General features: G+C 63.7%; 29 protein-coding genes, 1 pseudogene and 1 riboswitch. Of the genes and pseudogenes, 11 read left to right on the forward strand and 19 right to left on the reverse strand.

What is annotated here, in order from left to right; all coding sequences use genetic code 11:
* Positions 1 to 14: 14 nt before the first annotated feature.
* The 4 genes and pseudogenes from A9Z00_RS06550 to A9Z00_RS06565 form a co-directional block, all read left to right on the forward strand.
* Positions 15 to 1,385, forward strand: a complete 1,371-nt coding sequence (locus A9Z00_RS06550; RefSeq protein WP_296975356.1) for a YheC/YheD family endospore coat-associated protein — start codon at positions 15 to 17, stop codon at positions 1,383 to 1,385.
* Complete coding sequence (locus tag A9Z00_RS06555; protein ID WP_296975357.1) at positions 1,382 to 2,545, forward strand: YheC/YheD family endospore coat-associated protein; 1,164 nt, start codon at positions 1,382 to 1,384, stop codon at positions 2,543 to 2,545. The genes A9Z00_RS06550 and A9Z00_RS06555 overlap by 4 nt, the downstream gene beginning before the upstream one ends.
* A gap of 145 nt (positions 2,546 to 2,690) precedes the next feature.
* Positions 2,691 to 4,052 carry a YheC/YheD family endospore coat-associated protein gene (locus A9Z00_RS06560; protein ID WP_296975358.1) on the forward strand — a complete coding sequence of 454 codons (1,362 nt, stop codon included), beginning with the start codon at positions 2,691 to 2,693 and terminating at the stop codon, positions 4,050 to 4,052.
* A gap of 277 nt (positions 4,053 to 4,329) precedes the next feature.
* Positions 4,330 to 4,690, forward strand: a pseudogene (locus tag A9Z00_RS06565) (amidohydrolase family protein); the annotation flags it as partial.
* Between the two features lie 17 nt (positions 4,691 to 4,707).
* On the opposite strand, the gene A9Z00_RS06570 reads toward A9Z00_RS06565, so the two are convergent.
* The 6 genes from A9Z00_RS06570 to A9Z00_RS06595 all read right to left on the reverse strand — a co-directional run bounded on the left by A9Z00_RS06570 (position 4,708) and on the right by A9Z00_RS06595 (position 9,719).
* The gene (locus tag A9Z00_RS06570) at positions 4,708 to 5,022 is read right to left on the reverse strand and encodes a DMT family transporter (RefSeq protein ID WP_296975359.1); all 315 of its coding nucleotides are present in this window, start codon (positions 5,020 to 5,022) and stop codon (positions 4,708 to 4,710) included.
* Positions 5,019 to 5,366, reverse strand: a complete 348-nt coding sequence (locus A9Z00_RS06575) for a DMT family transporter (protein ID WP_296975360.1) — start codon at positions 5,364 to 5,366, stop codon at positions 5,019 to 5,021. The genes A9Z00_RS06570 and A9Z00_RS06575 overlap by 4 nt, the downstream gene beginning before the upstream one ends.
* A gap of 72 nt (positions 5,367 to 5,438) precedes the next feature.
* A riboswitch (guanidine-I (ykkC/yxkD leader) is annotated at positions 5,439 to 5,541 on the reverse strand.
* A 46-nt stretch (positions 5,542 to 5,587) separates the two neighbouring features.
* Positions 5,588 to 5,845 (reverse strand): hypothetical protein, encoded by a 258-nt coding sequence (locus A9Z00_RS06580; protein WP_296975361.1) that lies wholly within the window; start codon positions 5,843 to 5,845, stop codon positions 5,588 to 5,590.
* A 92-nt stretch (positions 5,846 to 5,937) separates the two neighbouring features.
* Positions 5,938 to 6,978 carry a sporulation integral membrane protein YtvI gene (ytvI, locus tag A9Z00_RS06585; protein ID WP_296975362.1) on the reverse strand — a complete coding sequence of 347 codons (1,041 nt, stop codon included), beginning with the start codon at positions 6,976 to 6,978 and terminating at the stop codon, positions 5,938 to 5,940.
* A 62-nt stretch (positions 6,979 to 7,040) separates the two neighbouring features.
* The gene (gene yfkAB, locus A9Z00_RS06590; RefSeq protein ID WP_296975363.1) at positions 7,041 to 8,189 is read right to left on the reverse strand and encodes a radical SAM/CxCxxxxC motif protein YfkAB; all 1,149 of its coding nucleotides are present in this window, start codon (positions 8,187 to 8,189) and stop codon (positions 7,041 to 7,043) included.
* A gap of 24 nt (positions 8,190 to 8,213) precedes the next feature.
* Positions 8,214 to 9,719, reverse strand: coding sequence for a bifunctional metallophosphatase/5'-nucleotidase (locus A9Z00_RS06595; RefSeq protein WP_296975364.1), 1,506 nt, complete (start codon positions 9,717 to 9,719; stop codon positions 8,214 to 8,216).
* 114 nt (positions 9,720 to 9,833) lie between these two features.
* Here A9Z00_RS06595 and A9Z00_RS06600 point away from each other — a divergent pair, with 114 nt between their 5' ends.
* From A9Z00_RS06600 to A9Z00_RS06610, 3 genes are all read left to right on the forward strand, one after another.
* Positions 9,834 to 10,574, forward strand: coding sequence for a molybdenum cofactor biosynthesis protein (locus A9Z00_RS06600; protein WP_296975365.1), 741 nt, complete (start codon positions 9,834 to 9,836; stop codon positions 10,572 to 10,574).
* 12 nt (positions 10,575 to 10,586) lie between these two features.
* The gene (locus tag A9Z00_RS06605; protein WP_296975366.1) at positions 10,587 to 11,627 is read left to right on the forward strand and encodes a ThiF family adenylyltransferase; all 1,041 of its coding nucleotides are present in this window, start codon (positions 10,587 to 10,589) and stop codon (positions 11,625 to 11,627) included.
* A 94-nt stretch (positions 11,628 to 11,721) separates the two neighbouring features.
* Positions 11,722 to 12,741 (forward strand): HD-GYP domain-containing protein, encoded by a 1,020-nt coding sequence (locus A9Z00_RS06610; RefSeq protein ID WP_296975454.1) that lies wholly within the window; start codon positions 11,722 to 11,724, stop codon positions 12,739 to 12,741.
* Positions 12,742 to 12,807: 66 nt separating this feature from the next.
* Here the strand turns inward: A9Z00_RS06610 and A9Z00_RS06615 are convergent, their stop codons facing one another.
* Together A9Z00_RS06615 and A9Z00_RS06620 are read right to left on the reverse strand one after the other, a co-directional pair.
* Positions 12,808 to 13,692, reverse strand: coding sequence for a C40 family peptidase (locus tag A9Z00_RS06615; protein WP_296975367.1), 885 nt, complete (start codon positions 13,690 to 13,692; stop codon positions 12,808 to 12,810).
* A gap of 276 nt (positions 13,693 to 13,968) precedes the next feature.
* Positions 13,969 to 14,160, reverse strand: a complete 192-nt coding sequence (locus A9Z00_RS06620) for a hypothetical protein (protein ID WP_296975368.1) — start codon at positions 14,158 to 14,160, stop codon at positions 13,969 to 13,971.
* On the opposite strand from A9Z00_RS06620, the gene A9Z00_RS06625 reads away from it, so the two are divergent.
* Positions 14,159 to 14,506: a hypothetical protein gene (locus A9Z00_RS06625; RefSeq protein ID WP_296975369.1), complete on the forward strand. Its 348-nt coding sequence runs from the start codon at positions 14,159 to 14,161 to the stop codon at positions 14,504 to 14,506. The genes A9Z00_RS06620 and A9Z00_RS06625 overlap by 2 nt on opposite strands.
* A 21-nt stretch (positions 14,507 to 14,527) precedes the next feature.
* On the opposite strand, the gene A9Z00_RS06630 is transcribed toward A9Z00_RS06625, so the two are convergent.
* The 4 genes from A9Z00_RS06630 to A9Z00_RS06645 all read right to left on the reverse strand — a co-directional run bounded on the left by A9Z00_RS06630 (position 14,528) and on the right by A9Z00_RS06645 (position 16,352).
* Complete coding sequence (locus tag A9Z00_RS06630; RefSeq protein ID WP_296975370.1) at positions 14,528 to 14,857, reverse strand: hypothetical protein; 330 nt, start codon at positions 14,855 to 14,857, stop codon at positions 14,528 to 14,530.
* Positions 14,857 to 15,009: a holin gene (locus A9Z00_RS06635; RefSeq protein ID WP_296975371.1), complete on the reverse strand. Its 153-nt coding sequence runs from the start codon at positions 15,007 to 15,009 to the stop codon at positions 14,857 to 14,859. Before A9Z00_RS06635 ends, A9Z00_RS06630 begins: the two co-directional genes overlap by 1 nt.
* A 362-nt stretch (positions 15,010 to 15,371) precedes the next feature.
* A complete protein-coding gene (locus A9Z00_RS06640) occupies positions 15,372 to 15,707 on the reverse strand; it encodes a phage tail terminator family protein (protein WP_296975372.1) in 336 nt (111 codons plus the stop codon).
* Between the two features lie 177 nt (positions 15,708 to 15,884).
* Entirely contained in the window at positions 15,885 to 16,352 is a 468-nt protein-coding gene (locus A9Z00_RS06645; protein WP_296975373.1) for a sigma-70 family RNA polymerase sigma factor, read from the reverse strand.
* Positions 16,353 to 16,546: 194 nt separating this feature from the next.
* On the opposite strand from A9Z00_RS06645, the gene A9Z00_RS06650 reads away from it, so the two are divergent.
* Complete coding sequence (locus A9Z00_RS06650) at positions 16,547 to 16,903, forward strand: helix-turn-helix domain-containing protein (RefSeq protein WP_296975374.1); 357 nt, start codon at positions 16,547 to 16,549, stop codon at positions 16,901 to 16,903.
* A gap of 4 nt (positions 16,904 to 16,907) precedes the next feature.
* Positions 16,908 to 17,372, forward strand: coding sequence for an ImmA/IrrE family metallo-endopeptidase (locus A9Z00_RS06655; RefSeq protein WP_296975375.1), 465 nt, complete (start codon positions 16,908 to 16,910; stop codon positions 17,370 to 17,372).
* A 228-nt stretch (positions 17,373 to 17,600) separates the two neighbouring features.
* Here the strand turns inward: A9Z00_RS06655 and rpiB are convergent, their stop codons facing one another.
* The 7 genes from rpiB to A9Z00_RS06690 form a co-directional block, all read right to left on the reverse strand.
* Positions 17,601 to 18,068: a ribose 5-phosphate isomerase B gene (rpiB, locus tag A9Z00_RS06660; protein ID WP_296975376.1), complete on the reverse strand. Its 468-nt coding sequence runs from the start codon at positions 18,066 to 18,068 to the stop codon at positions 17,601 to 17,603.
* Between the two features lie 200 nt (positions 18,069 to 18,268).
* Positions 18,269 to 19,666: a Fe-S cluster assembly protein SufB gene (gene sufB / locus A9Z00_RS06665; protein WP_296975377.1), complete on the reverse strand. Its 1,398-nt coding sequence runs from the start codon at positions 19,664 to 19,666 to the stop codon at positions 18,269 to 18,271.
* A 79-nt stretch (positions 19,667 to 19,745) separates the two neighbouring features.
* Positions 19,746 to 20,174 (reverse strand): Fe-S cluster assembly sulfur transfer protein SufU, encoded by a 429-nt coding sequence (sufU, locus tag A9Z00_RS06670; protein WP_296975378.1) that lies wholly within the window; start codon positions 20,172 to 20,174, stop codon positions 19,746 to 19,748.
* The gene (locus tag A9Z00_RS06675; protein WP_296975379.1) at positions 20,161 to 21,384 is read right to left on the reverse strand and encodes a cysteine desulfurase; all 1,224 of its coding nucleotides are present in this window, start codon (positions 21,382 to 21,384) and stop codon (positions 20,161 to 20,163) included. The genes sufU and A9Z00_RS06675 overlap by 14 nt, the downstream gene beginning before the upstream one ends.
* On the reverse strand, positions 21,381 to 22,688 hold the full coding sequence (sufD, locus tag A9Z00_RS06680; RefSeq protein WP_296975380.1) for a Fe-S cluster assembly protein SufD: 1,308 nt from the start codon (positions 22,686 to 22,688) through the stop codon (positions 21,381 to 21,383). Before sufD ends, A9Z00_RS06675 begins: the two co-directional genes overlap by 4 nt.
* Before the next feature lie 22 nt (positions 22,689 to 22,710).
* Positions 22,711 to 23,490 carry a Fe-S cluster assembly ATPase SufC gene (gene sufC / locus A9Z00_RS06685; protein ID WP_296975381.1) on the reverse strand — a complete coding sequence of 260 codons (780 nt, stop codon included), beginning with the start codon at positions 23,488 to 23,490 and terminating at the stop codon, positions 22,711 to 22,713.
* A 161-nt stretch (positions 23,491 to 23,651) separates the two neighbouring features.
* Positions 23,652 to 24,305 carry a DUF1802 family protein gene (locus A9Z00_RS06690; protein WP_296975382.1) on the reverse strand — a complete coding sequence of 218 codons (654 nt, stop codon included), beginning with the start codon at positions 24,303 to 24,305 and terminating at the stop codon, positions 23,652 to 23,654.
* Between the two features lie 324 nt (positions 24,306 to 24,629).
* Here A9Z00_RS06690 and mtnK point away from each other — a divergent pair, with 324 nt between their 5' ends.
* On the forward strand, positions 24,630 to 25,850 hold the full coding sequence (mtnK, locus tag A9Z00_RS06695; RefSeq protein WP_296975383.1) for an S-methyl-5-thioribose kinase: 1,221 nt from the start codon (positions 24,630 to 24,632) through the stop codon (positions 25,848 to 25,850).
* The last annotated feature ends 6 nt before the right edge of the window (positions 25,851 to 25,856 follow it).

Genomic DNA, 25,856 nt, shown 5'->3' on the forward strand with positions numbered 1-25,856 from the left:
CAGGAGGTTCAACCATGAGTCTGACGAATTGCAACGTCCGCTTCTCGGGGCAAGCCGACCGGATCGTGTATGCCACCGGAGCGCTGCTCCGGCAGCTCAAGCTGACCGGCAAAAAGCGGATCCTGCTCAAGCTGGGCGGAGAGCGCGCGATGGCCGCCCTGCGCCCGCTGCGAAGGGAAGGAAAGACCCTCTACCTGTCGGCCGGACTCCGCCAGCTGATCGGCGTGCCGAAGACGGGCAGCGTCTATATCCAGAACGTGAACGACGAAGTCCGGATCGGCCCGCTCATCGGCGTCCTCACGGATTCGGCCGTCCGCACCGCCTCCATGCCGTTCGGCTCCCGGACGCCGTTCATCCGGGAGCTGCTCGCGGTCGGCGGCAAGAAGGCCTATTTCTTCGCGTTCACGCCGCGCGACATCGACTGGCAGAACGAGCAGGTGAACGGCTGGTTCCTGGGCCCGAAGGGCAACTGGATCCGCCGGAAGGTGCCGCTGCCCGACGTCGTCTACAACCGGCTGCCGAGCCGGCGGGCCGAGACGACGTCCTCGATCACCGGGCTCCGGGAGCGGTTCGTGCGCAGGAACATCCCGTTCTTCAACTGGAGTTTTTTCAACAAATCGGACGTCTATGACCTCCTGCGGGGCGATCCCGACGGGGAGAAGCATCTGCCGGAATCGGTGTCCGGACCGACGCCGGAAAAGATCCGGGAGATGATCGAGAAGCACCAATTCGTCTATTTCAAGCCGACGGCCGGAAGCCTCGGCGCCGGCATCTACCGGCTGACCTACCATCCGAAGCGCGGCTATTACGCCAGGTACCGGCGCAACGGCCGCAACGTTTTGCTCCGGTTTCCGAACTTCCGCTCCCTGATGCGCATGCTGCAGGCGCGGCACGGCAGCGCCCTGTCCCGCTACGTCATCCAGCAGGGCATCCGGCTCGTCGAAATCGACGGGTGCCCGATCGATTTCCGCTTCCACATGCACAAGAACGGCGAAAACAAATGGGTTCCCGTCGGCATCGGCGCGAAGAAGGCCGGGCGCGGCAGCGTCACGACGCACATCCGGAACGGCGGCTCGCTCTTGACGCCCGAGCAGGCGCTCAGCCGGACGTTCGGCGAGCGGGCCGGCGAGGTGCTCGAGAACGCGAAGAAGGTCGCCGTCAAGCTGTCCGAGGCGATCGAGCGCAACTATCCGCACATGCTCGGCGAACTCGGACTCGACATCGGCATCGACCGGGACGGCAACGTCTGGATGTTCGAGGCGAACGCGAAGCCCGGCCGCTCGATCTTCAAGCATCCGGCGCTGAAATCCCAGGGTCGCCAATCCCTGGAATGCATTCTCGAACATTGCCTGTATCTGGCCCGCTTCAGGAGGAGGGAGTCATGATGCATCATCCCGATGACGACCGGAAGCAGACGGCCGCGGACACGACGGCGAAGCGCCCGGTGTTCGCCATCCTGACGATCGACGACGACGTGCAGCTCTTCCGGGGCAACCGGAGCAACTTCGCCGATCTGATCCGGACCGGCCGGGAACACGGTTTCACGACCTACGTCGTGACCGTGAGCCAGCTCAGGCTGACGAAACCGCGCGTGGTCGGCTACACGTTCGACGAATCGACGCAGACGTGGAAGAAAGGTCTTTTTCCGCTTCCGGACATCGTCTACAACCGGGTGCCGATGCGCGAGGACGAAATGAAGCCCGCGGTGCGGCGCAAAATCGCGGCATGCCTCAAACATCCGCACATCCGGCTGTTCAACCCCTCGTTCTTCAACAAATGGAGCCTGTTCGAATGGCTCAGCATGTCGAAGACGACCCGCCCGTACATTCCGGTGACGCGGCGGCTCGCCAGCCGCGAGAGCCTCCGCCGCATGCTCAAAAAGCACCCGTTCCTGTATCTGAAGCCGGTCAGCGGCAAGGCGGGCGTCGGCATCATGTCCGTCAGGCTGTACAAGGAGAAGCAGCTTCCCTACCGGCTCAAGCTGCAGCAGAAGAAGCGGAGCCGGACGTTCCGCTGCGGCACGTTCGACGGACTCTGGAACCGGATCCGGAAGCAGAGCCGGGGCGAGCGGTACATCGCACAGCAGGGCATCGAGCTGGCCGCCTATGCCGACCGGCAATTCGATCTGCGCGTCCTGATCCAGAAAAACCAACGCGGCCAATGGGACATCAGCGGCATCGGCGCGCGCCTCGCGGGATCGAGGAGCATCACGACCCACGTGCCGCGCGGCGGCAGCATCGAGGAGCCCGAGAAGCTGCTGGTCGGCTCGTTCGGCCCCGAACAGGCGCGCAAGATTCTCGCGAAGGTGAAGAGCGCCGCGCTGCTCATCGCGCGCCAGATCGAACGGGCGTCCGGCCACGAGCTCGGCGAAATGTCGATGGATCTCGGCGTCGACAAGCAGGGGAACATCTGGTTCTTCGAGGCGAATTCGAAGCCGATGAAATTCGACGAGCCGCACATCCGGCAGAAGTCGCTCGAGCGCATTTTCCAGTACAGCCGCTTCCTGCTCCGGCAAAAGAAGAGGAAAAAGGCGGGTGTGGTCTGATGGAGGCAATCATCCGCTTCGTGCCGCCGCTCGTCCGTTTGCTGCGCCGCGGGCGGCCGTCCGGCGTTCGCCGCGGCATCCCGCGAAGGCGCAAAGGACGCGAATCCTCCCGGCCGGCGGTCCGAACGGGAGGGGGAGCCCTGACATGGCGGTTAGACCGGTCCTCGGCATTTTGACCCTCTACCTGAACGACCGCGGGCTGCTCGAAGAGCGCGACGTGTACCGGAAAATGACGCTGGCCGCGCGCAAGCTCGGCCTCGATCTGATCGTGTTCACGCCGGACGACGTCCAATACGCGACGAACCGGGTCCACGCCCAGCGGTACGTGCCGGAATCCGGTTCGTGGCAGCGGATATGGACCGCTCTGCCGCAGATGATTTTCGACCGTTGCCGGATCCAGCAAAGCCCTCGCTTCGAGCGGCTCAAAATCTTCCGCGCCCGTTACGGGCACCTGCTGTTCCTGAACCGGCCGATCGGCAACAAATGGTCGGTCTACCGGACGCTCCTGCGCGACGCCAGGTTCCGCGACCATCTGCCCCAGACGCGGCTCTACGAGAGCAGCCGGGATATCACCGCGATGCTGAAGCGCCATCCGCTGCTCTATCTGAAGCCTGCGGGCGGCACCGGAGGCCGCGGCATCCTGAGCATCCGGCGCGCGGCTTCGGGCGGCACCCTGATCGTTCAGGGGCGCGACCATTACCGGCGCATCATCCGCCCGATGCGCGTCCGGCCGGAGCGGCTGGCGGAGAAGCTCAAGGCCTGGGATTTGCGCGGGCGCAAATATCTCGTGCAGCAGGGCATCCGGATCCGGCTTCCGAACGGACGGGTCCACGATTACCGGCTGCTCGTGCAAAAGGACGGGCAAGGCGAGTGGAGCGTCACCGGATGCGCCGTGCGGATCGGGCCGCCCGGCAGCGTGACGAGCAATCTGCACGGCGGCGGGCAGGCGGCGCGGCTCGACGCCGTGCTGCCCGGCTGGCTCGGCAACGAGGAGAAGGCGCGGGAGGTGCAGGAGAGCATCGGCCGGTTCGGCGTCGAGGTCGCCGGTTATCTCGAGGAATGCTACGGCCCGCTGTGCGAGCTGGCGCTGGATCTCGCGATCGACCGGGACGGCCGGTTCTGGCTGCTCGAGGTGAATCCGAAACCGGCGCGCGACGTGTTCCGCCGGGCCGGCGAGCAGGAGGCGTACCGGCTGGCGCTCATCCGGCCGCTGCAGTACGCGCTGTGGCTGTACCGGAACCGGCTGCGCCGGCGCCGGAACTCCGGAAGGACCGTCGGGCGCAAAACGACCGGATCGGCGGGCGGGGCATCCGGCCTCTCTCCCGCACGGACGGTCGGACGGAAGACCGGCGGAAAGGTGCTTCGAACGGCCGGTCGCGCGGCGGTTCGGGCGGTGGGCGGCGCTGCGGCGCGGACGCGGTCCGATGCGGCGGGCCTGACCGGCATGCGTCGGTCCTCCGCCATCCCGTGCGGCGTACAGGAAGAGCATGAAAAAAAATCGGGATGATTCCGTCATCCCGATCACGGGCGCTGCAGGCAAAGCCCGGGGAATCCAGACGTTCCGGATTGGCGGAACGCCCGGATTCCCCGGGCTTTCCCGTTCGGAACCGTGGTTTACCGTTCCCGGCGGTCCGTTCTCCTTCATTCCGGGCCGTGCGGGCGCGCGGGCACGGCTTGTGCGTGACGCCGCTCCGCATGCCGCGCAGGAGCCCGATGTCGTGCCGGTTCAGGTGCACCGCGTGCGCGAGCAGCACATGCAGCCGCTCGAACAGCCCGAGATGGTACCGGTCAGCAACCTGAAGCCCGGCTGCGGCATCGCGCCGGTGTCGGGATCTGACCGCACAGGGCGTCACGGTCGGGATCGGCACGGACGGCGCGGCGCTGCTCGGAATCGCGCATGAAGTCGGGACGCTGGAAGCCGGCAAGAAGGCGGACATCCTGTTGATCGATCTGCGCAAACCGCATCTTCAGCACGTCCACAACCTCCCGTCCCTGCTCGCATGCAGCGCGACCGGCGCGGACGTCGACACGGTGATCGTGAACGGCCGGGTGCTGATGCGCGGGCGCCGCCTGCTCGTGATCGACGAAGACGAGCTGCTGGAACAGGCGTCCCGGCGGGCGCGACGGATCACGGAGGGACTTTGACCGGAAGCGGTGGACGCCTATTCCGCCAGCTTCAGGCCGATGACGGACGCGACGATCAGAAAAATGAAGAAGATTCTGCGCCGGTCCCGCGGCTCGCCGAACCAGATCATGCCCGCCAGGGCGCTGCCGGCGGTCCCGATTCCCGTCCAGACCGCGTAGGCCGTTCCCATCGGGATGTCGTTCATCGCCCGCGCAAGCAGCACAAAGCTGAGCAGGAAGCCAACAGCCAGGACCAGGAATGAGCGTACCGAAGGCTTCCGGTTCACCATGCCGATGCCGATGACGCCGACCATCTCGAAGCAGCCGGCCAGGATGAGCGCCGCCCAGCTCACCGGCTTTCCCTCCGCTCCGGTCCGTCTCCCGGCGGCGTCACGATTTTCAGGCCGATGATCCCGACGAGCAGCGACGCGATCAGCGCCGCCTTCACCGGGCTGAACGGCACGCCGAAGAACAGCGTCTCCGTGACGACGGTTCCCGCCGTTCCCAAACCGACAAATACGGCGTACGCGGTCGCGGCGGGCAGCTTCTTCCCCGAACGGATTAGAAGCGCGAAGCTCAACAGGATCGCGGCGATCGTCAGGGCGCGCTGCCATGCCGAATCCGCGTATTTCAGGCCGGTGACCCAGCCGATTTCGCATGCCGCCGCGATGAAGACGAGCATCCAGTGCCTGTTCATCCACCGATCCCTCCCGGTTCGTGCAATCGGGCATTCGCAAAGTGAAAAGCCCGTGAAGAATATCTCGGATATTCCTCCCGGGCTTTTGTCCCTCCGTGTTCGCGGACATCTCCCGCGCGTTTCCTCTCGGACCAGACCGGCCGTCATCCGCCGCGGAACCCTAGGAAACGTGCCTGTTCGGTTGTCTGCTCAAGTCATGCTATCACGGCCGGCTTCGGCTGTCAATGGTTTTCCGAACGCCGGCCATTTTTCTTGAACGTGAACAGGACGGTCAGGAGTGTGCCGAATAAAACCGCGGCGAACGCCAGATACGCGAAAACCTCCGCTTTCTCCATCCACCGGCACAGAAGAAAGAAGATGCCGAGCAGAGTCAGCTGAATGCCCAGAAGCTGAATGCGGTAGGCGAAGGAAGCCGGGCAGCCGAGGTAAAGGCCGTAGCAGACGGCAAGGCAGACGACGATGATCACCAGAACGGTCAATGCGGTCTCCTCCCGGATCGCGTCCGTGTGAATGCGGCCCTTGTCCGCGGGAATCGTCCCGGTTCGGACAAGGGCCTCGGGGTTTTGGACGGTTACAGTCGGATTTTGAGCTGGAACAGTCCGGCCTTGCGCGCCGCCATGAAGATGATGACGACGAGCGGACCGAGGAACACGCCGACGACGCCGGCGAGCTTCAGGCCGACGTAGAGGCTGATCAGCGCGGCGAGGGCGCTGATGCCGACGGAATCGCCGAGCACCTTCGGCTCGATGATGCGGCGGAAGACCGTAATGAAAAGGAACAGCACGATCAGGCCGATCCCCGTGTACCAGTCGCCGTTCATGAGAATCAGATAGGTCGCCCAGGGCACGAGCACCGAGCCGGTGCCGAGAATCGGCATGATGTCGACGATGACGACGAGCAGGGCGATCGCCATCGGATATTTGATGCCGAGCAGCAGGAATCCGCTCAGGGTAATGACGTACGTCAGCGCGCTCAGGATCAGCTGCGAACGCAGAAAGCCGAAGATCGACCGGCGGAGGCTGTCCAGCACTTCCTCCACCTGCTTGCGCGATTCCTCGGCGAAGATCGAAAGGAACGACGCCTTCATCGTCGGCAGGCTGTAGCTGAACATGTAGACGGCGACCAGGAAGACGATGAAGAAGATGAACAGGTTCGGGATTTCGCCCGCCAGACTGATGAAGACGCGGGACAGGCTCGTCGCCGCCTGCGTCAAGGTGCCGGACAGGCCCATCAGCCAATTCTCGAGCTGGGCGGCCGAATCCGGCGGCAGGTGCTGGTACAGCGATCGCGCGTTGTTCAGCGCATCCTGGAAGTACAGGTTCAGATTGCCCACGAATTCGGGCACCCGGTTCCAGAACGCGACCAGTTCGCTCACGATGCGCGCGCCGAGCAGGGCGATCAGGCCGAGCAGCACGATGGTGAACACCGTGCTCGAGATCGTCCCGGCCGCCACCCGGTTGAGCTTGCCCCGGGATACCCGGATGAGGAACGCGGTGAGCGGCTCGATGAAGATCGCCACGACCAAGGCGAGCAGAAACGGAGCACCGACCGTAAACAGCAGATACAGCAGCCCGAGCCCGAGGGCCATCATGATCAGGGTGCGGATCGGCATGTCCATTCATCGCCTCGCTTTCATCGGTAAATTCCGTTGCCGCTTGCCGGATACGCTCGCGTTTACGCGTCCGCGATGGCCCTGCGGGCGGTGAAATCGACATCGGCGTAATACATCGACTTGACGAGCAGATTCGGTCCGCAGCATCCGACTTCCGGGCAGTGGCAATTCACGCTGCGGGCGAGCGGACCGTCCAGCCATCTTTCGAAAATGTCGTCCAGCCGCTCCTCGCGGATATTGCCGAACGGCGGCACGTCCGCGAAATCGGTCACGAAGACGTCGCCCGTGAATACGTTCACGTTGAGCCGGTTCCGGCCGTCCGGATCGTTGCGCACCGTGACGCCTTCCGTTTCGGTGAGCAGACGCGCCAGCCTCCGTTCTTCCGGATCCGGGCTGCAGCGGTAGAACGGCAGCGTCCCGAACAGCATCCAGACATTCGGATCCCGGTGCTCGATCAGCCGTTCGATCGCGGCCATCATCTCGGCCTTCGAGAGCATCGGCAGCGATTTCGCGAACGAGCTCGGATACATCGGATGGACTTCGTGACGGCGGCAGCCCATCTCGACGACGTCGCGGTGGATGCGCACGATGTCCCGATGCGTCCGGTAATTGATCATCGACTCGGCGGACACGAACAGGCCGCCCTTCGCCAGACGCTGCGCGTTGTCCACCATCCGCTCGTACAGCCGCGCGGCCGCCTCCAGCGAAGGCGGATTCGGCGCAGCGCCGAACGTGATACGGTGAAACTCCTCCACCGACGTATAATTGTAGGTAATATGCATGACATCGAGCCAGGGGGCGATCATCTCGTACCGACCGTAGTCGAGCGTCAGGTTGGAGTTGAGCTGCGAGCGGAGGTTGCGGCTGCGCGCGTATTTCAACAGCGGAATGATAAATTCGCGCACCGTCTTCTCCGAGAAGGTCGGCTCTCCGCCGGTGATGCTGATCGTCTCGAGGTGTTCGACTTCATCGAGCCGCCTCAGGATGAGATCGAGCGGCAGTTTCTCCGGTTCGACCGTCACCAGCGTATGTCCGACGGCGCAATGCTCGCAGCGCATGTTGCACAGATGGGATACGGTCAATTCCACGCTGGTCAGCACATGCCTTCCGTACCGGCGGAGCGACCGGATCGGATCCCACGGATCGTATTCCGGCGACAGCTCCGGCAGTCCGGACCGGCGTGCCGACAATGATTCGGCATTGAGGCTCATGGTCAGCTCCTGCGTCGTAATCTGTCAGAATTCAATATATTTATTGTAATGTTCGTGCAGCCCAGCTTGCAAATGCTCCCCGCCGGACAGGGCGATCCATCGGCTGCGGCGGGCATCCGCGACGAACGAGCCGTCCGCGAGCGCGGCCGCAAGCAGGTCGCGGATGAATTCGGGCAGATAGAGCCGGATGTCCGTGCCGTGCTTCAGCGATTCGTAGCCGACGCCGAACGTGAACATGTCGATCGTGCCGACCGTGTACGGCCGGTCGTCTTCGAGCGGTCCGTCTTCCGCGGTCACCTCGCGCAGCTTGCCGAACGGCGGGCCGTCCGGATCATAGACGATCGTGAGCCCGTCCACGGCCAGCGTGCCGAGCCGCTCGCCGCGGAATCCGAATCCCCGGATCGGGCGCCGGATCCAGTCGTCGAGCAGCGCTTCTTCCAGCGCCTGCCGGATGTCACGGCCGGTCAGCGTCATCCGGCACGGATTGATCGGTGACGGACAGATCGCGTGCAGCAGCCCTGTCGTCACGCTGCCCGCCGGGAGGCCGCCGAGCAGCTGCCCCGCGTTCACGAGGCCGATCTCCGCACCGGTGTGGCGGCGCAACGCCGCGGCCAGCAGATTCGCGAGCGGCGACTCCCGGTCGTCGAACGCCTCGAGCGGCGCGGACAGCACCGCTTCGACGCGGCTCAGCGCGGCCTCGGCCTCGGCGAGTCCGCGGGCGATCAGGCCGGCCGCCGCGGGACACTCGTCCGCGTCATCCACGGAAACGACGGAGGCGCGAATGTCGAACCCGGGTCCGTCCGCGCGCCGCCCGATCTCGACCCGCCCCAGCCAGCCGCCGAACTTCCCGGCGGCGAGAACGGTCGTCCGCCCGATGACAAGCGGCTCTTCCAGCAGGTGATGGGTGTGGCCGCCGAGGATGAGATCGATGCCTTCGATCTCCTCCGCGAGCTGCCGGTCCATCGGCAGGCCGAGATGGGAGAGGACGACGACGATGTCCGCCGCCGGCCGGAGCCGGCGCACCTCCCCGGCCACCGCTTCGACCGGATCGAGCATCCGCCAGCCGAGCTCGCGGTAGAACTCGCGGAACGCGGCCGTCGCACCCGTGATGCCGAACGTGACGCCGCCCTTCCGCACGAGGACGGACGAATGCATCCAGGACGGCCGGCCGCCGTCCGACTCGCGGACCATGTTCGCACACACGACCGGAAATCGCGCGTGCACGCCGTACAGTTCATCGAGCGTCTCCATCGTCCAGGACAGGCCTTCGTTGTTCCCCAGCGTCACCGCGTCGACGGCCGCCTCGTTCAGCAGCGCCATGTTGACCCGGCCGCCCGTTCCCTCCGTCTCCTTCCGCATCCGGTCCATATGGTCGCCCACGTCGAGCACGAGCACCCGGTCCGCACCGAACCGGGCCCGCTCCTCCGCGATGATGGACGAAATCTTCGCATACTGTTCCAGCCGGCTGTGCAGATCGTTGCTGTGCAGCAGCACCACCCGGCCGGGTGCTTCAAGGCCGTCAGCGCGCATCGGGCATGAATCCTTCCCCGCGAAAGGTTTGTGCTTTCTAGTTTATCACTTCTCCTATGAATATGATATGCTAATTCCATATCCAACACGCACCAATTGGACGGGGATGACGGCATGGAAGTGCAATGGACGATCCGCCTGTTCGCGGGGCTCGCGGAACGGTTGGGCGGAAGCGAGATCCGCGTGACGGCTTCGCGGGACGGCATGACGGCCGGCCGGCTGAAGGCGTTGCTCGCCGAGCGGCACCCTGCGCACGGCGGCCTGATCCTGGCGTCGTTCGTGGCGCGCAACGAGGCTTATGCGGCCGACCACGAGCCGGTCGAACCCGGCGACGATCTCGCGCTGCTGCCGCCGGTCTCCGGCGGCGCGCCGGAGAGCGCTCCGGCCGATGATTCGGCGGCGGAGGACGGACGCTACCTGTTGACGCGCGATCCGCTCGACGCGGATACGATGTTCGGGAAAGTGATCGCGCCGGAGCACGGCGCCTCGCTCGTCTTCATCGGCACGACGCGCGAATGGACGGACGGGCGGCGCACGCTGCATCTCGAGTATGAAGCCTACGCGCCGATGGCCCTGAAGACGCTGCGGCAGATCGGCGAGGAGATCGAAGCGAAATGGCCGGGCGCGAAGGCGGCCATCGCCCATCGCCTCGGAACGGTGCCGGTCGGCGAAGCGAGCGTCGTCATCGCCGTGTCGGCGCCTCACCGCGCGGCCTGCTATGAAGCCAGCCGGTACGCGATCGAGCGGCTGAAACAGATCGTGCCGATCTGGAAGAAGGAGATCCGGGAAGACGGATCGGAATGGATCGGGGAGCGGCGGGAAGGCTGGAACCCGACGGCTCCCGCGGACTGTTGAGGAGCGATGGGCATGCCGGCTTCATCGGAAGAACGATACGACCGACAGATGCGCTTTTCCCCGTTCGGCCCGGAGGGACAGAAGCGGCTCTCCCGCGGATTTGCGGTCGTCGTCGGCATGGGCGCGCTCGGCTGCGTCGCCGCCCATCACCTGGTCCGCGCGGGCATCGGCCGGATCCGCCTGATCGACCGCGACATCGTGACCTGGAGCAACCTGCACCGGCAATCGCTCTATACGGAAGCGGACGCGGAGGCCGGCCTGCCGAAGGCCGAAGCGGCCGCCGAACGGCTGTGCGCAGTCAACAGCCGGGTCGTGATCGAAGCCGCGGCGATCCATCTGAACCCCCGGAACGCGGAGCAGCTGCTGGCCGACGCCGACCTGATCATCGACGGCACGGACCATTTCAGCGTGCGCTATCTGATCAACGACGCGGCGGTCCGGTACGGCATCCCGTGGATATACGGCGGCGCGGTGGGCTCGTCCGGCATGACGATGACGGTCGTGCCCGGCAAGACGCCGTGTTACCGCTGCCTGTTCCCGTCGCCGCCTCCACCGGGCGCAGCCGACACGTGCGAAACCGCCGGCGTCCTGCCGCCCATCGTCGACGTGATCGGCTCGCTGCAGGCGATGGAAGCGATCAAGCTGCTCGCCGGCCGCGGGGAACATTTGCACGGTGCCCTGATCCATGCCGATCTGTGGAACCTGTCATTTACGAAAATGAAAACGGCGGGTGCGCGGCGGGACGACTGCCCTTGCTGCGGCCTCCGCCGGTTCGAATATCTGGACGCGGCGATGGGCGATGCGTCGGAGACCGTCCTGTGCGGCCGCGAGACGGTGCAGATTACGCCCGCCGGAACGGTCAGCCTCGATTTGGACGAATTGGCGGAGCGGCTGAAGGCCGCCGGGCGCGTCGAACGCAACCCCTGGCTGCTCCGGCTCGCGCCGGAAGACGGCATTTCGCTCGCCCTGTTTCCGGACGGACGGGCGCTGGTGACGGGTACCGGCGATCCGGAACGGGCGAGAAGGATTTATGAACGAATCTTGTCGCCTTGAATCGGTTATTGTCTTCCGTCGGAAATGCTGATACGATGAAGATGAAAATATATCCGAAAATTTCAACTTCCGGGATTTGCGAAAGGTGATCGCCATGCAGGTCCACGTAGCTGATCTGAGGAGCGGTGATATCGTCAGTCGCGACGTATTCAATGCTTACGGACTGTTCGTACTGCCCGCCGGCACGCAACTGTCCGATTCGGACATCGCCAAACTGTTTCAACACCACATCGAGTATGTCGACATCGAACCCCGGCGTGACCATGTGCCGTCCGCGCTGCGGCTGAAGCCGATGTTCGAGCAGGCGGTGTCGGGAAGCGAATCGCTGTTCCGGGAAGCGTTGGAGGAAGGCATCGTCCGCCAGGAGCAATTCGATGAAGTGTTCCGTCCGCTCACCGACAAACTCCCCGAAGAACGGGACGTCGTCTCGGTCCTGCTGCTGCTCAACACGGAAGCGGAATACACGTTCACCCACTCGGTCCGCGTGGGCATTCTGTCGTACTATATCGCGAAGTGGCTCAATTTGAACGAAGAGGAAGCGCTTACAATCAGCAAGGCCGGATTCCTGTGCGATATCGGCAAATGCCGGATCGATCCGGCGCTGCTCAACAAGCCCGAACCCCTGACGGAGGAGGAATTCCGCCTCGTCCGCAAATACCCGATATACGGATACGAGATCATCAAGCGCTCGTTCGGGAATGAACTCATGGCGAAGGCGGTGCTGCAACATCTGGAGCGGCTGGACGGTTCGGGCCATCCTTACGGCATCAAAGGCGACGATATTCACTTCTTTGCGCGCATCGTCGCCGTCGCCGACGTCTGCAGCGCAATGATCTCGACGCGGACATACAGGGAGCGCCGCGACCTGCTGAACGTACTCAAGGTGCTGTTCCGGCTCAGCTTCAACGAACTGGACCCGTTGGTCGTCCAGACATTCATCCGCCGGCTGCTGCCGTTCTTCATCGGGAAGACGGCCGTCCTGTCGAACGGCGAGTCCGGTATCATCGTCATGACGAATCCGACCGATTTCTTCCGGCCGCTCCTCCGCTGCGGCGACACGTTCATCGATGTCTCGCAGCACCGGGACCTGGAAGTCGTCGACATCGTCATGTAACCGGGGCAGACGTATAAGGAAAGCCCTGCGCGTGCATTCGCCGCAGGGCTTTCGTCATGTCTTTCGTCATGTCTGCAGTATGCGTTTCGCGACGCGGAACGTCTCTTTCCAGTACGGTCTGTCGATGTCCGTGATCTGCACGCCATCCAACGGCAGCGGGCTGGAATGGATCATCTTTCCGCCACCCATGTAGATGCCCACGTGGCCGATCGTCTCATGATCCTTGAACCTTCCGGGGACGTGGAAGAAGAGCAGATCTCCCGGGCGCAGCTTGTCCCGCGGAACTTCCTTTCCCAGGAGCGCCTGGGCCCGGGCCGTCCGCGGAAGCTCGATCCCCTGCCCGGCGAAAAGATACTGGACGAACGAGGAGCAATCGAATCGCTTCGAAACCGAATAATGCGCCGCCCCGAACTGGTATTGCACGCCGAGATACCGCTTCGCTTCCTTGATCAATTCGGCGTTGGCCGAAGACGTGCTCCCGTCGTCCCCGTCGGCAAGCATCCGCCATGTGCCGCCCGCATTCCGTCCGGACGCGGTACCGGCCGAATCGTCGGCGAAATCCCCGACCGATTCCGGACGGCCGTCCGGCGGCTGCGGCATCACCACCGCCTGCTTCGAATCGACCGCGATCAGCGCTTCATCCCCGAACAGCTTCTTTAGTTCATTCGAAGGCACGAGCATGCGGCCGTCCGCGAGAACCGCCGACAGGGCCATCGTCACGGTCCGATCCGCCTTCACCGCTTCGCGGGAACCGGCCGAAATCTTCAGCTCCGGGTCGTGGTCTCCGACAAGCAGCGTGCTGCCGGCTTCCGTGTATTCCGTATGGAATCCGATCAGACCGGCCAGCTTCTCCGCGTCGGCGTACCGCTGTCCGCCGATGTTCTCGAACGGGACAACCGCCCGGATCGGGCTGCTCCGCGTTCCGACACCGTCGTCTTCCGATTCCGGCATCGGCTCCGCACTTCGCCGCGTCGGGTTGTCCCCGACCGATCGCGCGCGATCCTCTTCCGACCGCTGCGCTCCGCACCCCGCAAGCATAACGAAGGCCGCCGCGAACGCGAGCGCACAAGCGGCCGCCGACCGGCGTCTCCGCCCGCTTCCAACCATCCGTATCCCGCCCTTTCTGTCGTTGGCATACATGGATCAGGATGGTACCGATGGGGCGGGATTATACTCCCTGTCTAAACTCCCTGTCGTCGGATGCGGGCGGGCGCCTTCATTGTCTGGTCATGCCGTTCTCGCGACGGGCCGCACGGCCAGAATGTTCGCGATCCGAAATGTGCGCGGCGCACCGGAGGTGATGCAGTAGGCCCGCACGATGCCGCCGCGCACGTCGATCACGCGGATGGTGCGCTTCGTGAACCTGCCGTCGGAGGACAGATAGATGATCTCGATGCGCCGGCCGATATATTTCTGCATGCGGATCACCGACCGAACGTGTGTTTGTTTTATTATTATACCCGAACGTTTGTTCGGTTATCAAGATCCGGTGCCCGATCTTTTTTCGGCGGAAAAAATCGAAAGCGGCCGGCATTGGGCCGCTTTGCGTTCAATGTTCCTTCGGAGTTCTCAGCCCGAAATAGGCCGGTATCGCGAAAATGATGCCGAGGAAAAATCCGATCACGCCGGCCGCACCGGTCAAGAGTGTGGTTCCAATGGCGCCGCCGATCACAGCTCCGGCCTGTTCCGCTTCGGAGGCCGAGGAATGGACCAAATCCGCCGTGGCATTCGCTCCAATGAAGCGGCCGTTTTTTGGGTCAAATGAGTCCACGGCGATGCAGCACGGTCAGAAACCGGTAAAAGTCATAACTGCCGCCCTTGGGCGTATCCACCCGGCCGCCACAGCCGCGTCCACGGCATCCCGAGCCCAGGGCGGAATTTGGTCCATCGCATGGGTGCCGAGCAGAAAGCCGACCTGGCTGGAGATGCCTTCCAAATCCTTCCCGATTGCGAACACTTGCTGTTGGAGCTTGCTCACGTCCTTCTGCAATTGCGCGATCGTCTCCAGCACCTTGTCCACCTCCTGATCATACTTCTTGAGTTCATACTGGCGGATTATCGCCATGAGCTTCTCCGAATACGCGGGATGACCGGCCAGGCTCATCAGCAGGCTCATCACCGCCGCCAGCAGGGTACTTCCCGCCAGTCCCGCCAGTCCACCTGCGAAAACATCGTGGCCGCGCCGATCGCACCGATCGCGGCTTGCGCCGCCGTGCGGATCGCGCGGATCGTGGCGGCCATGAGCCACTTCTTCGCCTTTTCCGACATCGTCATTCCCTCCCCTCGAGACGATCGATGCGTCTGTGCGCGGACTTTGTGCTTTCCTCGACCCGGGCGACTCTCTCTACAAGGTCGGCATAATCCTGCCGCAGCAGTCGGAGCTCGACCCGCAGCTCGTTCACGGCCTGCCGAATGTAGTTGACCGAAGTGCGAAGGTCTGCGTCTGCCGCGGCATCGTTCGCTGCGTCTTTTCGAGCTGTCCGAGCGTGCCCCAACCACCCGATCACAATCCCGGAAATAGCAGCGGCGGCCGAAATGGCCGCCGTGAACGTTAATCCATCCATAGCACCATCCTCCAAATTCAATAAATTAGGCCACGCCTCATCGGCGGAGCCCTTTTTATTCGTTTGTTATTCAGGCGTCCCGTTTACCGGATCAGAAACCGTCGGATCGTCTCCCCAAACTGCGAAGATAGCAGACCCGTCGGACAGCCTGTCCGCCGCATCGTACCGGTCGTCGTCCGTCGCATCCGGGTCCACGTATTCGATGACGAACGGATACTGCCGCAGGAACCTGCGGTCCAGTTCCTGCACGTGTCCGGATTCCAGCAGCCGCACGACGAAGTACGGCGGAGCCGGCCCCGCCTGCACCTCATCGGCCACGGGAATGTCCGGGAAGCATTCGGCCAGCGCTTCGTGCACCGCCCGGCGGACATCATTGATTCCGATGGCTTGCGGCTCGCTCATGGCTCTTACGGGTTCACCTCCTTCCCATGGTCCGGGCCTATCGCCGCGCCTCGACGGGCCCGCCCGTGCGCATGCTTGTCCACTCCGGAGTCTAAGCCCGGCCGCATGCGTGAACGTTCCGGTTTCGCGGTGTGCTTTTCCGTCAATGGGCACGCTCCGGGCACTGAAACCGGCACGTCATCCGCACGTCGCCTGCACGTCATCCGTCTGCCCGAGCGCATCCCGGACCTTCTTCCGCGCCCGCTCGACGTACTGTTTCACCGTCCGTCTCGACAGCCCGAGCCGTTCGGCGATCTCGGCGTACGTGCATCCCTGGGCCATGTGCAGCAGCCAGCACGTCAGCTCGCGCTCGGTCATGACGGCCATGCAGTCGAGCAGCTTGCGCCGCTCCTCCTCCGTGGGCGGCTCCGTCGACGCGTGCAGCTCCCGGCGGCGGTAAATGTCGTGCCGCTCGGCGCCCCGCCGGCTCCCCGGCCGCCGCCCCCGGCGCATCCACTCGAGTGCGTACCGCATGTCGGCCAGCATGCCGGACACGGTGCGGATTTCCGCCAACTGCTTCGGATCGTTCCGGTCCAGCCGCTTCTTGCAGCGGTTCAGCTCCCGGATGCCGGCCGTGTATTCCGCGATCAGTGCCGCAATGCTCATCCGCGACCGCCTCCTTTTGTTTGGGTGAACGCAATTGCGTTTGTCTTGATGCAAATCTTAAACGCTAATGCGTTCATTGTCAAGACGTGCAGTTGAAAATTGAACGCATTTTCGTATATAATGGCAGTACTACCGAATGGACGTTCGCTTGTTTCGACGACGTCATGCGAATTTGCGTTTGCGGGGTGTACGGATTGGATGCAAAGGCCAAAGTGCTCGCGGAGCTGATCGACCGCAGGGGGAGCCGTCGGGCGTTCGCCGAATCGATCGGGCTTCCGCCGACGACGCTCCAGTCGATGCTGACCCGCGGGGTCGGCAGGGCGTCGATCGACAACGTCATGAAGGTGTGCCGCGCGCTCGGCATTACGGTCGAGCAGCTGGAGGCGATGGCCCGGGGGCTTGAGGAGAACCGCGACATTTCGACCATCGCCGCGCATCATGACGGGGAAGACTGGACGGAAGAGGAGCTGGAGGAAATCGAACGGTTCAAGGAATTCGTCCGCATGAGGCGGCAATTGAAACAACGGGAGAATCAGGAGAAGCAGGAGTGAAACCATGCTTTACGACCAACTCATCCGGGAGGCGGAACAGCATGGTATCGACATCTACGAGAAGCCGCTGCAAAAGAGGATCAAGGGGCTGTACGCGGACGGCGTCGTCTGGATCAACAGCCGCATTCCGACGATGAAAGAGAAGGCCTGCATCCTCGCCGAGGAGCTCGGCCATTACCATACGAGCGCCGGGGACATCCTCGACCAGCGCGACATCGTAAGCCGCAAGCAGGAGAAGGCCGCCCGGGGCTGGGCCTACGAGAAGCTGGTCCCGCTGGAGAAGATCATCGAGGCGCACCGCGCCCGCGTGGCCAGCCGGCACGATTTCGCGGAGTTTCTCGGGGTGACGGAGCCGTTCCTGCAGGCGGCCATCGAGCGGTATTGGGAGAAGTACGGCCGCCACACGACAGTGGGCCGGTACGTGATCTGCTTCGATCCGCTGGGCGTGGCGGAGATGTTCGGGTGTTGATACATAACCGGACTCCTTATGCAAGCCCCGGCTTTGACCCGGGAGGGACGAAACGAAAATGACCCGCTCCTGGAACATGGTCCCCTCTGAAATACCGACAGGTCCCTTCAGAGGAGCCATATACCAAAGAGTGGGTCTGTTGCATACGTGAACGTGATGCCGGAGGCATCCAAACCATCCCGCATGATTCACCCGGATTTTTCTCTCCCGCGCCGCGCCGCACAACCTTTATGGTTCCCGCAACATCGCCGCGGCTTCCCGCTCCAGATCCGCGAGCTTCGCGACCCTGCGCCGGAACTGCTCCTCCGTGCTGAAGCGCGCGTTCAGGAACGCCGTGATCAGGTCCCTGGCCAGCCACGGCCCGACGATCTGGGCGCCGAGGCACATGACGTTGACGTCGTCGTGCTCCACGCTCTGATGCGCCGAGTGCACGTCATGGCACACGGCCGCGCGGATGCCGGGAATCTTGTTGGCCGCGATGCAGGCGCCGACACCCGTTCCGCACACCATGAGCCCCCGGTCGGCCTCACCCTTGCGCACCGAATCGCACACCAGGCGGGCGATGTCGGGGAAATCGACGGGTTCCGGGCTGTGGCACCCGTGGTCGATCACCCGGCAGCCCAGGGACTCCAAGTGATCGATGACGGTCTGTTTCATGGCAACTCCGGCGTGATCGCACCCCAAAGCGATGATCATGTCACGGCCTCCGATCTGCATGTGCGGATGTAGGGCCATTATATCATATTCTTTATTCTTGCCGGTTTGATTTTTCAAAAAATAAAGAAATTAAAGAAAAAGACGCACCGCTCCGTACAAGCGGTACGTCTTTTTTATCCGCGGGCAGATTCGGGGCAAAATCAGTCGGGATACTCTCCCAGCCCCCATCCCGCCAGGGCTTACCCGATCGAACCTTCCATCTCGAACTTGATCAGCCGGTTCATCTCGACCGCGTACTCCATCGGCAGCTCCTTCGTGAACGGCTCGATGAAGCCCATGACGATCATCTGCGTCGCTTCGGCTTCGGAGAGGCCGCGGCTCATGAGATAGAAGAGCTGGTCCTCCGACACCTTCGATACCGTCGCCTCGTGCTCGAGCGTGATGTTGTCGTTCATGATCTCGTTGTACGGGATCGTGTCGGACGTCGACTGGTTGTCGAGGATAAGCGTATCGCACTTGATGTTCGACTTCGCGCCGTCGGCGTTGCGGCTGAACGACGCGAGGCCGCGGTACGTCACCTTGCCGCCCTGCTTCGAGATCGACTTCGAGATGATCGTCGACGTCGTGTCCGGCGCGAGGTGGATCATCTTCGCCCCGGCGTCCTGGTGCTGCCCCTTGCCGGCGACCGCGATCGACAGGACGCTGCCCTTCGCGCCGCGGCCCTTCAAGATGACGGCCGGATACTTCATCGTCAGCTTCGAGCCGATGTTGCCGTCGACCCATTCCATCGTCGCGTTCTCGTACGCGACCGCGCGCTTCGTGACGAGGTTGTAGATGTTCGGCGCCCAGTTCTGGATCGTCGTGTAACGGACGCGCGCGTCCTTCTTCACGATGATCTCGACGACGGCGCTGTGCAGCGAGTTCGTGCTGTAGATCGGCGCCGTGCAGCCTTCGACGTAGTGGACGAAGCTGCCCTCGTCGGCGATGATGAGCGTGCGCTCGAACTGCCCCATGTTCTCCGAGTTGATCCGGAAATACGCCTGCAGCGGAATCTCAACCTTCACGCCCGGCGGCACGTAGATGAAGCTGCCCCCGGACCAGACGGCGCTGTTCAGCGCGGCGAACTTGTTGTCCGTCGGCGGAACGACCGTGCCGAAGTACTCCTTGAAGAACTCGGGATGCTCCTTCAGCGCGGTATCCGTGTCCATGAAAATGACGCCCTGCTTCGCAAGGTCTTCCTTCATGTTGTGATAGACGACTTCCGACTCGTACTGGGCCGACACGCCCGCGAGGAATTTCTGCTCCGCCTCGGGAATGCCCAGCTTGTCGAACGTCTGCTTGATTTCGGCCGGCACCTCTTCCCAGCTCCGGCCTCTTTTTTCGGACGGCTTCACGTAGTATTGGATGTCGTTGAAGTCAAGTTCGTCCAGATTGCCGCCCCAGCGCGGAATCGGCATCTTCTCGAACTGCTCCAGCGCCTTCAGGCGGAACTCGAGCATCCAATCGGGCTCGCCCTTCATCTTCGAGATCGTGCGCACGACGTCGGCGTTGAGCCCTTTGCCCGTCTGGAAGACCGCCTTGTGCTCGTCGCGGAAGCCGTACTTGTATTCTTCCAGCTCCGGCGCCTTCTTCGCCATCGCCCTCAGCCTCCTTTTCCATTTCCTTCAAATCACATCAACCCGCCGTACCCATGTCTTCCTGCCGCGAAACCAACCATCAGCTCCGGCGCCCGGCTTCGATGCCCTTGCGCAGCGCGTTCCAGGCGAGCGTCGCGCACTTGATCCGGGCCGGAAACTTGCTGACGCCGGCGAGCGCTTCGAGATCCTCGTACTCCTCGAATTCGACGGGCTGACCCTGCATCATCGCGCTGAACTTGTCGGCCATGCCGAGCGCCTCGTCCAGCGTCTTGCCGCGGATCGCGTCCGTCATCATCGAAGCCGAGGACATGCTGATCGAACAGCCTTCGCCCGTATATTTCGCAAGCTTGACGACGCCGTCTTCCACCTTGAGCTGCAGCTGGATCCGGTCGCCGCAAGACGGATTGTTCAGGTTCACCGTCACGGAGTCTTCGTCCATCGTTCCGCGGTTGCGGGGGTTTTTGTAGTGATCCATGATGACCCTGCGATACAGCTCATCCAATTGCATGTCCGAAGAACTCCTTTGCCTTGATTAGCGCCGCGGCCAGCCGTTCCACGTCCTCCTCGGTGTTGTAGAGGTAGAAGCTGGCGCGGGCCGTCGCCGTCACCCCGAGCTTCCGCATGAGTGGCTGGCAGCAATGGTGTCCGGCCCGGATCGCGATGCCCTCCGTGTCGAGGACCGTCGCGACGTCATGGGGATGGATGCCGTCCAGATTGAACGTCACGAGGCCGGTGCGCTCGCGCGGCCCGTACAGCGTGACTCCTTCGATCGCGGACAGCCGGTCGTAGGCGTACCGGGCGAGCGCCGCGCTGTGGCGGTCGATCTCGTCCATGCCGACCTCGGTCAGGAAATCGATCGCCGCCGCGAGGCCGACGGCTCCCGCGATGATCGGCGTGCCGCCCTCGAACCGCCAGGGGGATTCCTTCCACGTCGCGTCGTAGTAGTCGACGTGCTCGATCATCTCGCCGCCGTATTCGACCGGCTCCATCCGATCGAGCAGATCCAGCTTTCCATAGAGTACCCCGATTCCGGTCGGACCGCACATCTTGTGGCCCGAGAACGCGTAAAAATCGCAATCGATGTCCCGCACGTCCACCTTCATGTGCGGCGCCGACTGCGCGCCGTCGACGACCATGACCGCTCCGCGCCTGTGCGCGAGCGCCGCGATCTCCTTCACCGGATTGACGACGCCGAGCACGTTCGAGACGTGGGTGACGGAGACGATCTTCGTCCGGTCCGTCAGCGTCGCCTCGACGTCCTCGAGCAGGATCCGGCCGTCCGGCTGCATCGGAATGTAGCGCAGCACCGCGCCCGTCGCCTTCGCCGCCTGCTGCCACGGAATCAGGTTCGCGTGGTGCTCCATCGGCGTCAGCACGATCTCGTCCCCTTCGCGCAGCACGGCGCGCGCGTACGAGCGGGCGACGATGTTCAGCGCCGACGTCGTGCCGCGCGTAAACACGATCTCCCGCTCGCTCGCCGCGTTCAGGAACCGGGCGACCTTCTCCCGGGCCCCCTCGTAGGCGTCGGTGGCCCGGGACGCGAGCGTGTGGACGCCGCGGTGGACGTTCGCGTGGTCATGCTCGTAGTAGCGCACGATCGCGTCGATGACGCGGCGCGGCTTCTGCGAGGACGCCGCGTTGTCCAGGTAGACGAGCGGATGCCCGTTCACTTCCTGGTCGAGAATCGGAAATTGCTTCCGGAGTTCAAGCGGATTCATGCGTCCAGCTTCCCTTCGATCATCCGCTCGAGCTCCCCGCGCACCGCCTCGATCGGCACTTCGCCGACGGTGGGCGTCAGGAAGCCGCGGATGATGAGGCGTTCCGCGAGCTCGCGGTCAATGCCGCGCGACATCAGGTAATAGATCTGCTCCTCGTTCACGCGGCCGACGCTCGCGGCGTGATCGGCCTTGACGTCGTCCTCGTCGATCAGCAGGATCGGGTTCGCGTCGCCGCGCGCCTTCGGGCTCAGCATGAGCACCCGCTCCGTCTGGTGGCCGTTCGCCTTCGAGGCGCCCTTCTCGATCTTCGTCACGCCGTTGATGATCGCCGTCGCCGAATCGCGCATGACGGCGCGCGACTCCATCTCGCTCTCCGACCCGATCCCGTAGTGGACGGCGTGCGTCGTGATGCTCATGTTCTGCGATCCGGTGCCGACCGTGATCAGCTTCGAATCGGAGGAGGAACCGTTGCCCTTGAGATCCGACTTCGTGACCGACAGCGTGTTGCCGTGGTTCAGATCGCCGATGATCCATTCGATCCGCGCATCGTTTCCGAGCGTCGCGCGGCGGATCGAGAGGTCGACGACGCCCTCCGGCAGATGATGGATCGACGCGAACCGCACGTGTGCGCCCGGTCCGGCGACGATCTCGACGACCGAATGGTGCACGGCCTCCGCCGTCCGGCCCGCGCCGCTCGCCAGCACGCGGTCGACATAGGACACGCGGCTGTTCGCATCGGCCACGATCAGGATGTGCGGCGCAAACGCCGCCTCCGGATCATCGAGGTAGAAGACCGCCTGCAGCGGCACGTCGAGCTCGACGTTCTTCGGCACATAGACGAAGACGCCGCCGTTCCAGAGCGCCGCATGCAGCGCGGTCAGCCGGTCTTCGCCCGCCTCGACCGTGCGGAACAGGTGCTTCCGGACCAGCTCGCCGTGTTCGCGCGCGGCCGTCTCCAGATCGGTGAAAATGACGCCCTTCGCCTTCCATTCCTCCGCGAGATTGCGGTAGCAGACGCCGGAATTCCGCTGCACGACCAGGTTCGCCGCGTCCTGCGGCAGCGACGCGCGGATCTCCTCCGGCAGCTGCTTGAGATCCCCCGCGAGTTGGGGCGCCCTGTGCTCGCCGAGCGCCGTCAGGTTCCAGCGATCGATGCGCATCTTCTCGGGCTTCGGCCATTCCAGCGTGCCGGCCAGCGCGGCCGCCTCCCGGCGCAGGTCGGTCAGCCAGCCGGGCTCGCCCCTGCCCTGCGACAGCGCCGCGATGTTCTCGAGGTTCACCGGAGCATTCAGTTGCGTACTCATGTCGTGTCAGCGCCCCTCTCCCTCAGGCTTGACCGACGGTCTCGTCGATGATGCCCAGCTCTTCCTTGACCCAGTCGTACCCTTCGGCTTCGAGGCGCTCCGCAAGCTCCGGTCCGCCCGATTTCACGATGCGGCCCTGCATCATGACGTGGACGTAATCCGGCCGGATGTAGTTGAGCAGCCGCTGATAGTGCGTGATGATGAGGAAGCCGCGGTCTTCCGAACGCATGCTGTTGACGCCTTTTGCGACGATCTTCAGCGCGTCGATGTCGAGACCCGAGTCGACCTCGTCGAGGATGACGATCTTCGGCTCGAGCATCATCATCTGCAGGATTTCGTTCCGCTTCTTCTCGCCCCCCGAGAACCCTTCGTTCAGATAGCGGTGGGCGAGCTCGGGGTCCATCTCGAGCTCCTTCATCTTGCTCTCGAGCTGACGGATGAACTTGATGAGCGAAATCTCATTCCCTTCGCCGCGGCGCGCGTTGATCGCGCTGCGCAGGAAGTCCGCGTTCGTCACGCCCGAAATTTCGCTCGGATACTGCATCGCGAGGAACAGGCCCGCCCGCGCCCGCTCGTCGACTTCCATCTCGAGCAGGTTCTCGCCGTCGAGCAGCGCCTCGCCCGCCGTCACCTCATATTTCGGATGCCCCATGAGCGCCGACGCGAGCGTGCTCTTGCCCGTGCCGTTCGGCCCCATGATGGCGTGGATTTCGCCGCCGCGGATGTCGAGATCGATGCCCTTCAGAATTTCCTTGCCTTCAACCGACACCCGCAGACCCTTGACCGTGAAACGCGTCGCCATATATGGTGTCTCCTTCCGCATTGTACTGTAGGGATTGATGGTGATTATCAGTGAAAATCACCGTGTAATTTAAAATTATTCTAATATATTTCCCCGCTCAAAGCAACAAACGCCGGCCCGGGTCCGCTGACATCCGGACAAACCGGCGGTCGGCGGGGATGTCACTCCGCCGCAAGCCCCAGCGCGTTCAGGATTTCCGCCTCAAGACGACGGAATTCCCCGTCGGAAAGCGCGGGACGGAAACGGACATCCCCGGGAACGTCCTCAAGCCTCACCCAGGATTTGCATCCGGCGTACGATTCGCGGTGCGGGATCCGGACCGGCTCCTCCAGCACGTGGACGCGCAGCACGAGCACATGCAGCGGCTTCGTCCGCTTCCAGCGGAGCCGCTCCTCCGCGAACGCGCCCGTCCAGATGTGAAAACGGTCCAGCCGCGCCAGCGTCTCCGCGTCCGTCACTTCGAGGTCGCGCATCGCCTCCGCCCAGGCCTTGATGAGGAGCGCGCCCCCCGCCGCCGCGCGTTCGGCCTGCGTGCGGGCGATCAGCGGCCGTTCCTCCGCCTTGAGCAGATGTTCCCGCTGGTGCTCGTAGGTCGGCAGCAGCCAGAACCGGGGCGCCTCGAGCCGGAACTCCCGCGTCTCCTCGGCGATCCCGCCCTTGCGCATGAGGATGATCTGGCGTCCGGCCGCCAGCGCTTCGATCGCCGACGCCCATTCCTTCAGCGCGATGCCGTCCCGGACGCCGCCGGCATCGTCCGTCATCCGACCGTCCGCGTCCCGCATCGCGTCTTCCGCCCTCGTGATCGTATTCGACATGGCCCCGGCATCCCCCCGATTCCATGCTGAGTCTTCATTATACCAGAACCCGGCACCCGATGCTAACGCGGGGAGGAATCAGGAACCGGCGGCCCGTCCGGCTGCCCGCGTCGGACCAGTCCCGTGCCGCCGTCAAGCGGATTTCTTACTTTTTTATAGGCGCGACCATCAAGAAAGTAAAAACCATCTATATTTTATTGTAGAAATTTTTCCGGACTCCCCGCCATTCCCGTCCGCCATTTAAATCTGGGTATTCCAATCAGAATAAAAATATTTTATACTTATAGCCATCGATTCCAAAACGGCGTTACGGAGGTGCCGCCTTTGGCTGCATACCATCCGCTTTCCGAACGGGAGGCGATCGGAATCGCGCGCGAAGTCGAGGGGGTTTTCCCGCCGAACGCGAGACTGACCTGCCGCGAGATCGGCGACGGCAACCTGAACCTCGTCTTCCACGTCCGCGACGAAACGTCGGGCCGCGGCCTCATCCTGAAACAGGCGCTCCCTTACGCGAAGGTCGTCGGCGAATCCTGGCCGCTCACGCTCGACCGCTCGCGCATCGAGAGCGAGGCGCTGATCGAGGAAGGCCGGCTCGCACCGGGCCTCGTGCCGAAGGTATACCGGTATGAACCGGATCTCGCCCTCACCGTCATGGAGGATCTGAGCGACCACATCATCATGCGCGCCGGACTGATGCAATGCCGCCGCTATCCGCTGTTCGCCGACCACATCTCGACGTTCCTCGCGAACACGCTGTTCTTCACGTCGGACCTCGGCATGAACCAGCAGGAGAAGAAGCTCAAGGCCGGCCGATTCATCAATCCGGAGCTGTGCAAGATCACCGAGGATCTCATCTTCGACGATCCGTACACCGTGTCGCCGAACAACCACTACGATCCGGCGATCGAGGACGAAGCCGAAGCGCTGCGGACGGACGCGGAGCTGCACTTCGAAGTCGCGCTGCTGCGCGAGAAATTCCTGACGCAGGGCCAGGCGCTGCTGCACGGCGACCTGCACACGGGCAGCATCTTCGTCCGCGAAGACTCGACGAAAGTGATCGACCCCGAGTTCGCATACTACGGACCGATGGGATTCGACGTGGGCGCCGTCATCGCCAACCTGCTGCTGAACTACGCCGGCCAGCTCCACTGGAGCGCCGACGGGGCGTCGCGGACAAGCTATCGCGAATATTTGCTGGAGACGGTCAAGAGCATCTGGACGCAATTCGACCGGAAATTCCGCGCGCACTGGGAGGAGAAGAACGTCGACCGCGTCGCCCGCGAGACGCCCGGCTATCGGGACGACTACATGCGCCGCCTGCTGCAGGATTCGATCGGGTACGCCGGGTGCAAAATGGTCCGCCGGATCGTCGGGCTCGCGCACGTCGCCGACATCGACCGCATCCCCGACCCCGCCGTCCGGGAGAAGGCCCAGCGCGTCGCGCTTCGCATCGGCAAGGCGCTGATCAAGGGCGGCCGCGGGGCGGAATCCATCGACTTCGTGATCGAGACGGCCCGCGAAGCGGCAGCCGCGCTGGAAGGATAATGCGCC

Origin of the sequence: Thermobacillus sp. ZCTH02-B1, from assembly GCF_002159085.1 — a bacterium.
In the GTDB taxonomy this organism is placed as follows: Bacteria; Bacillota; Bacilli; order Paenibacillales; family Paenibacillaceae; genus Thermobacillus.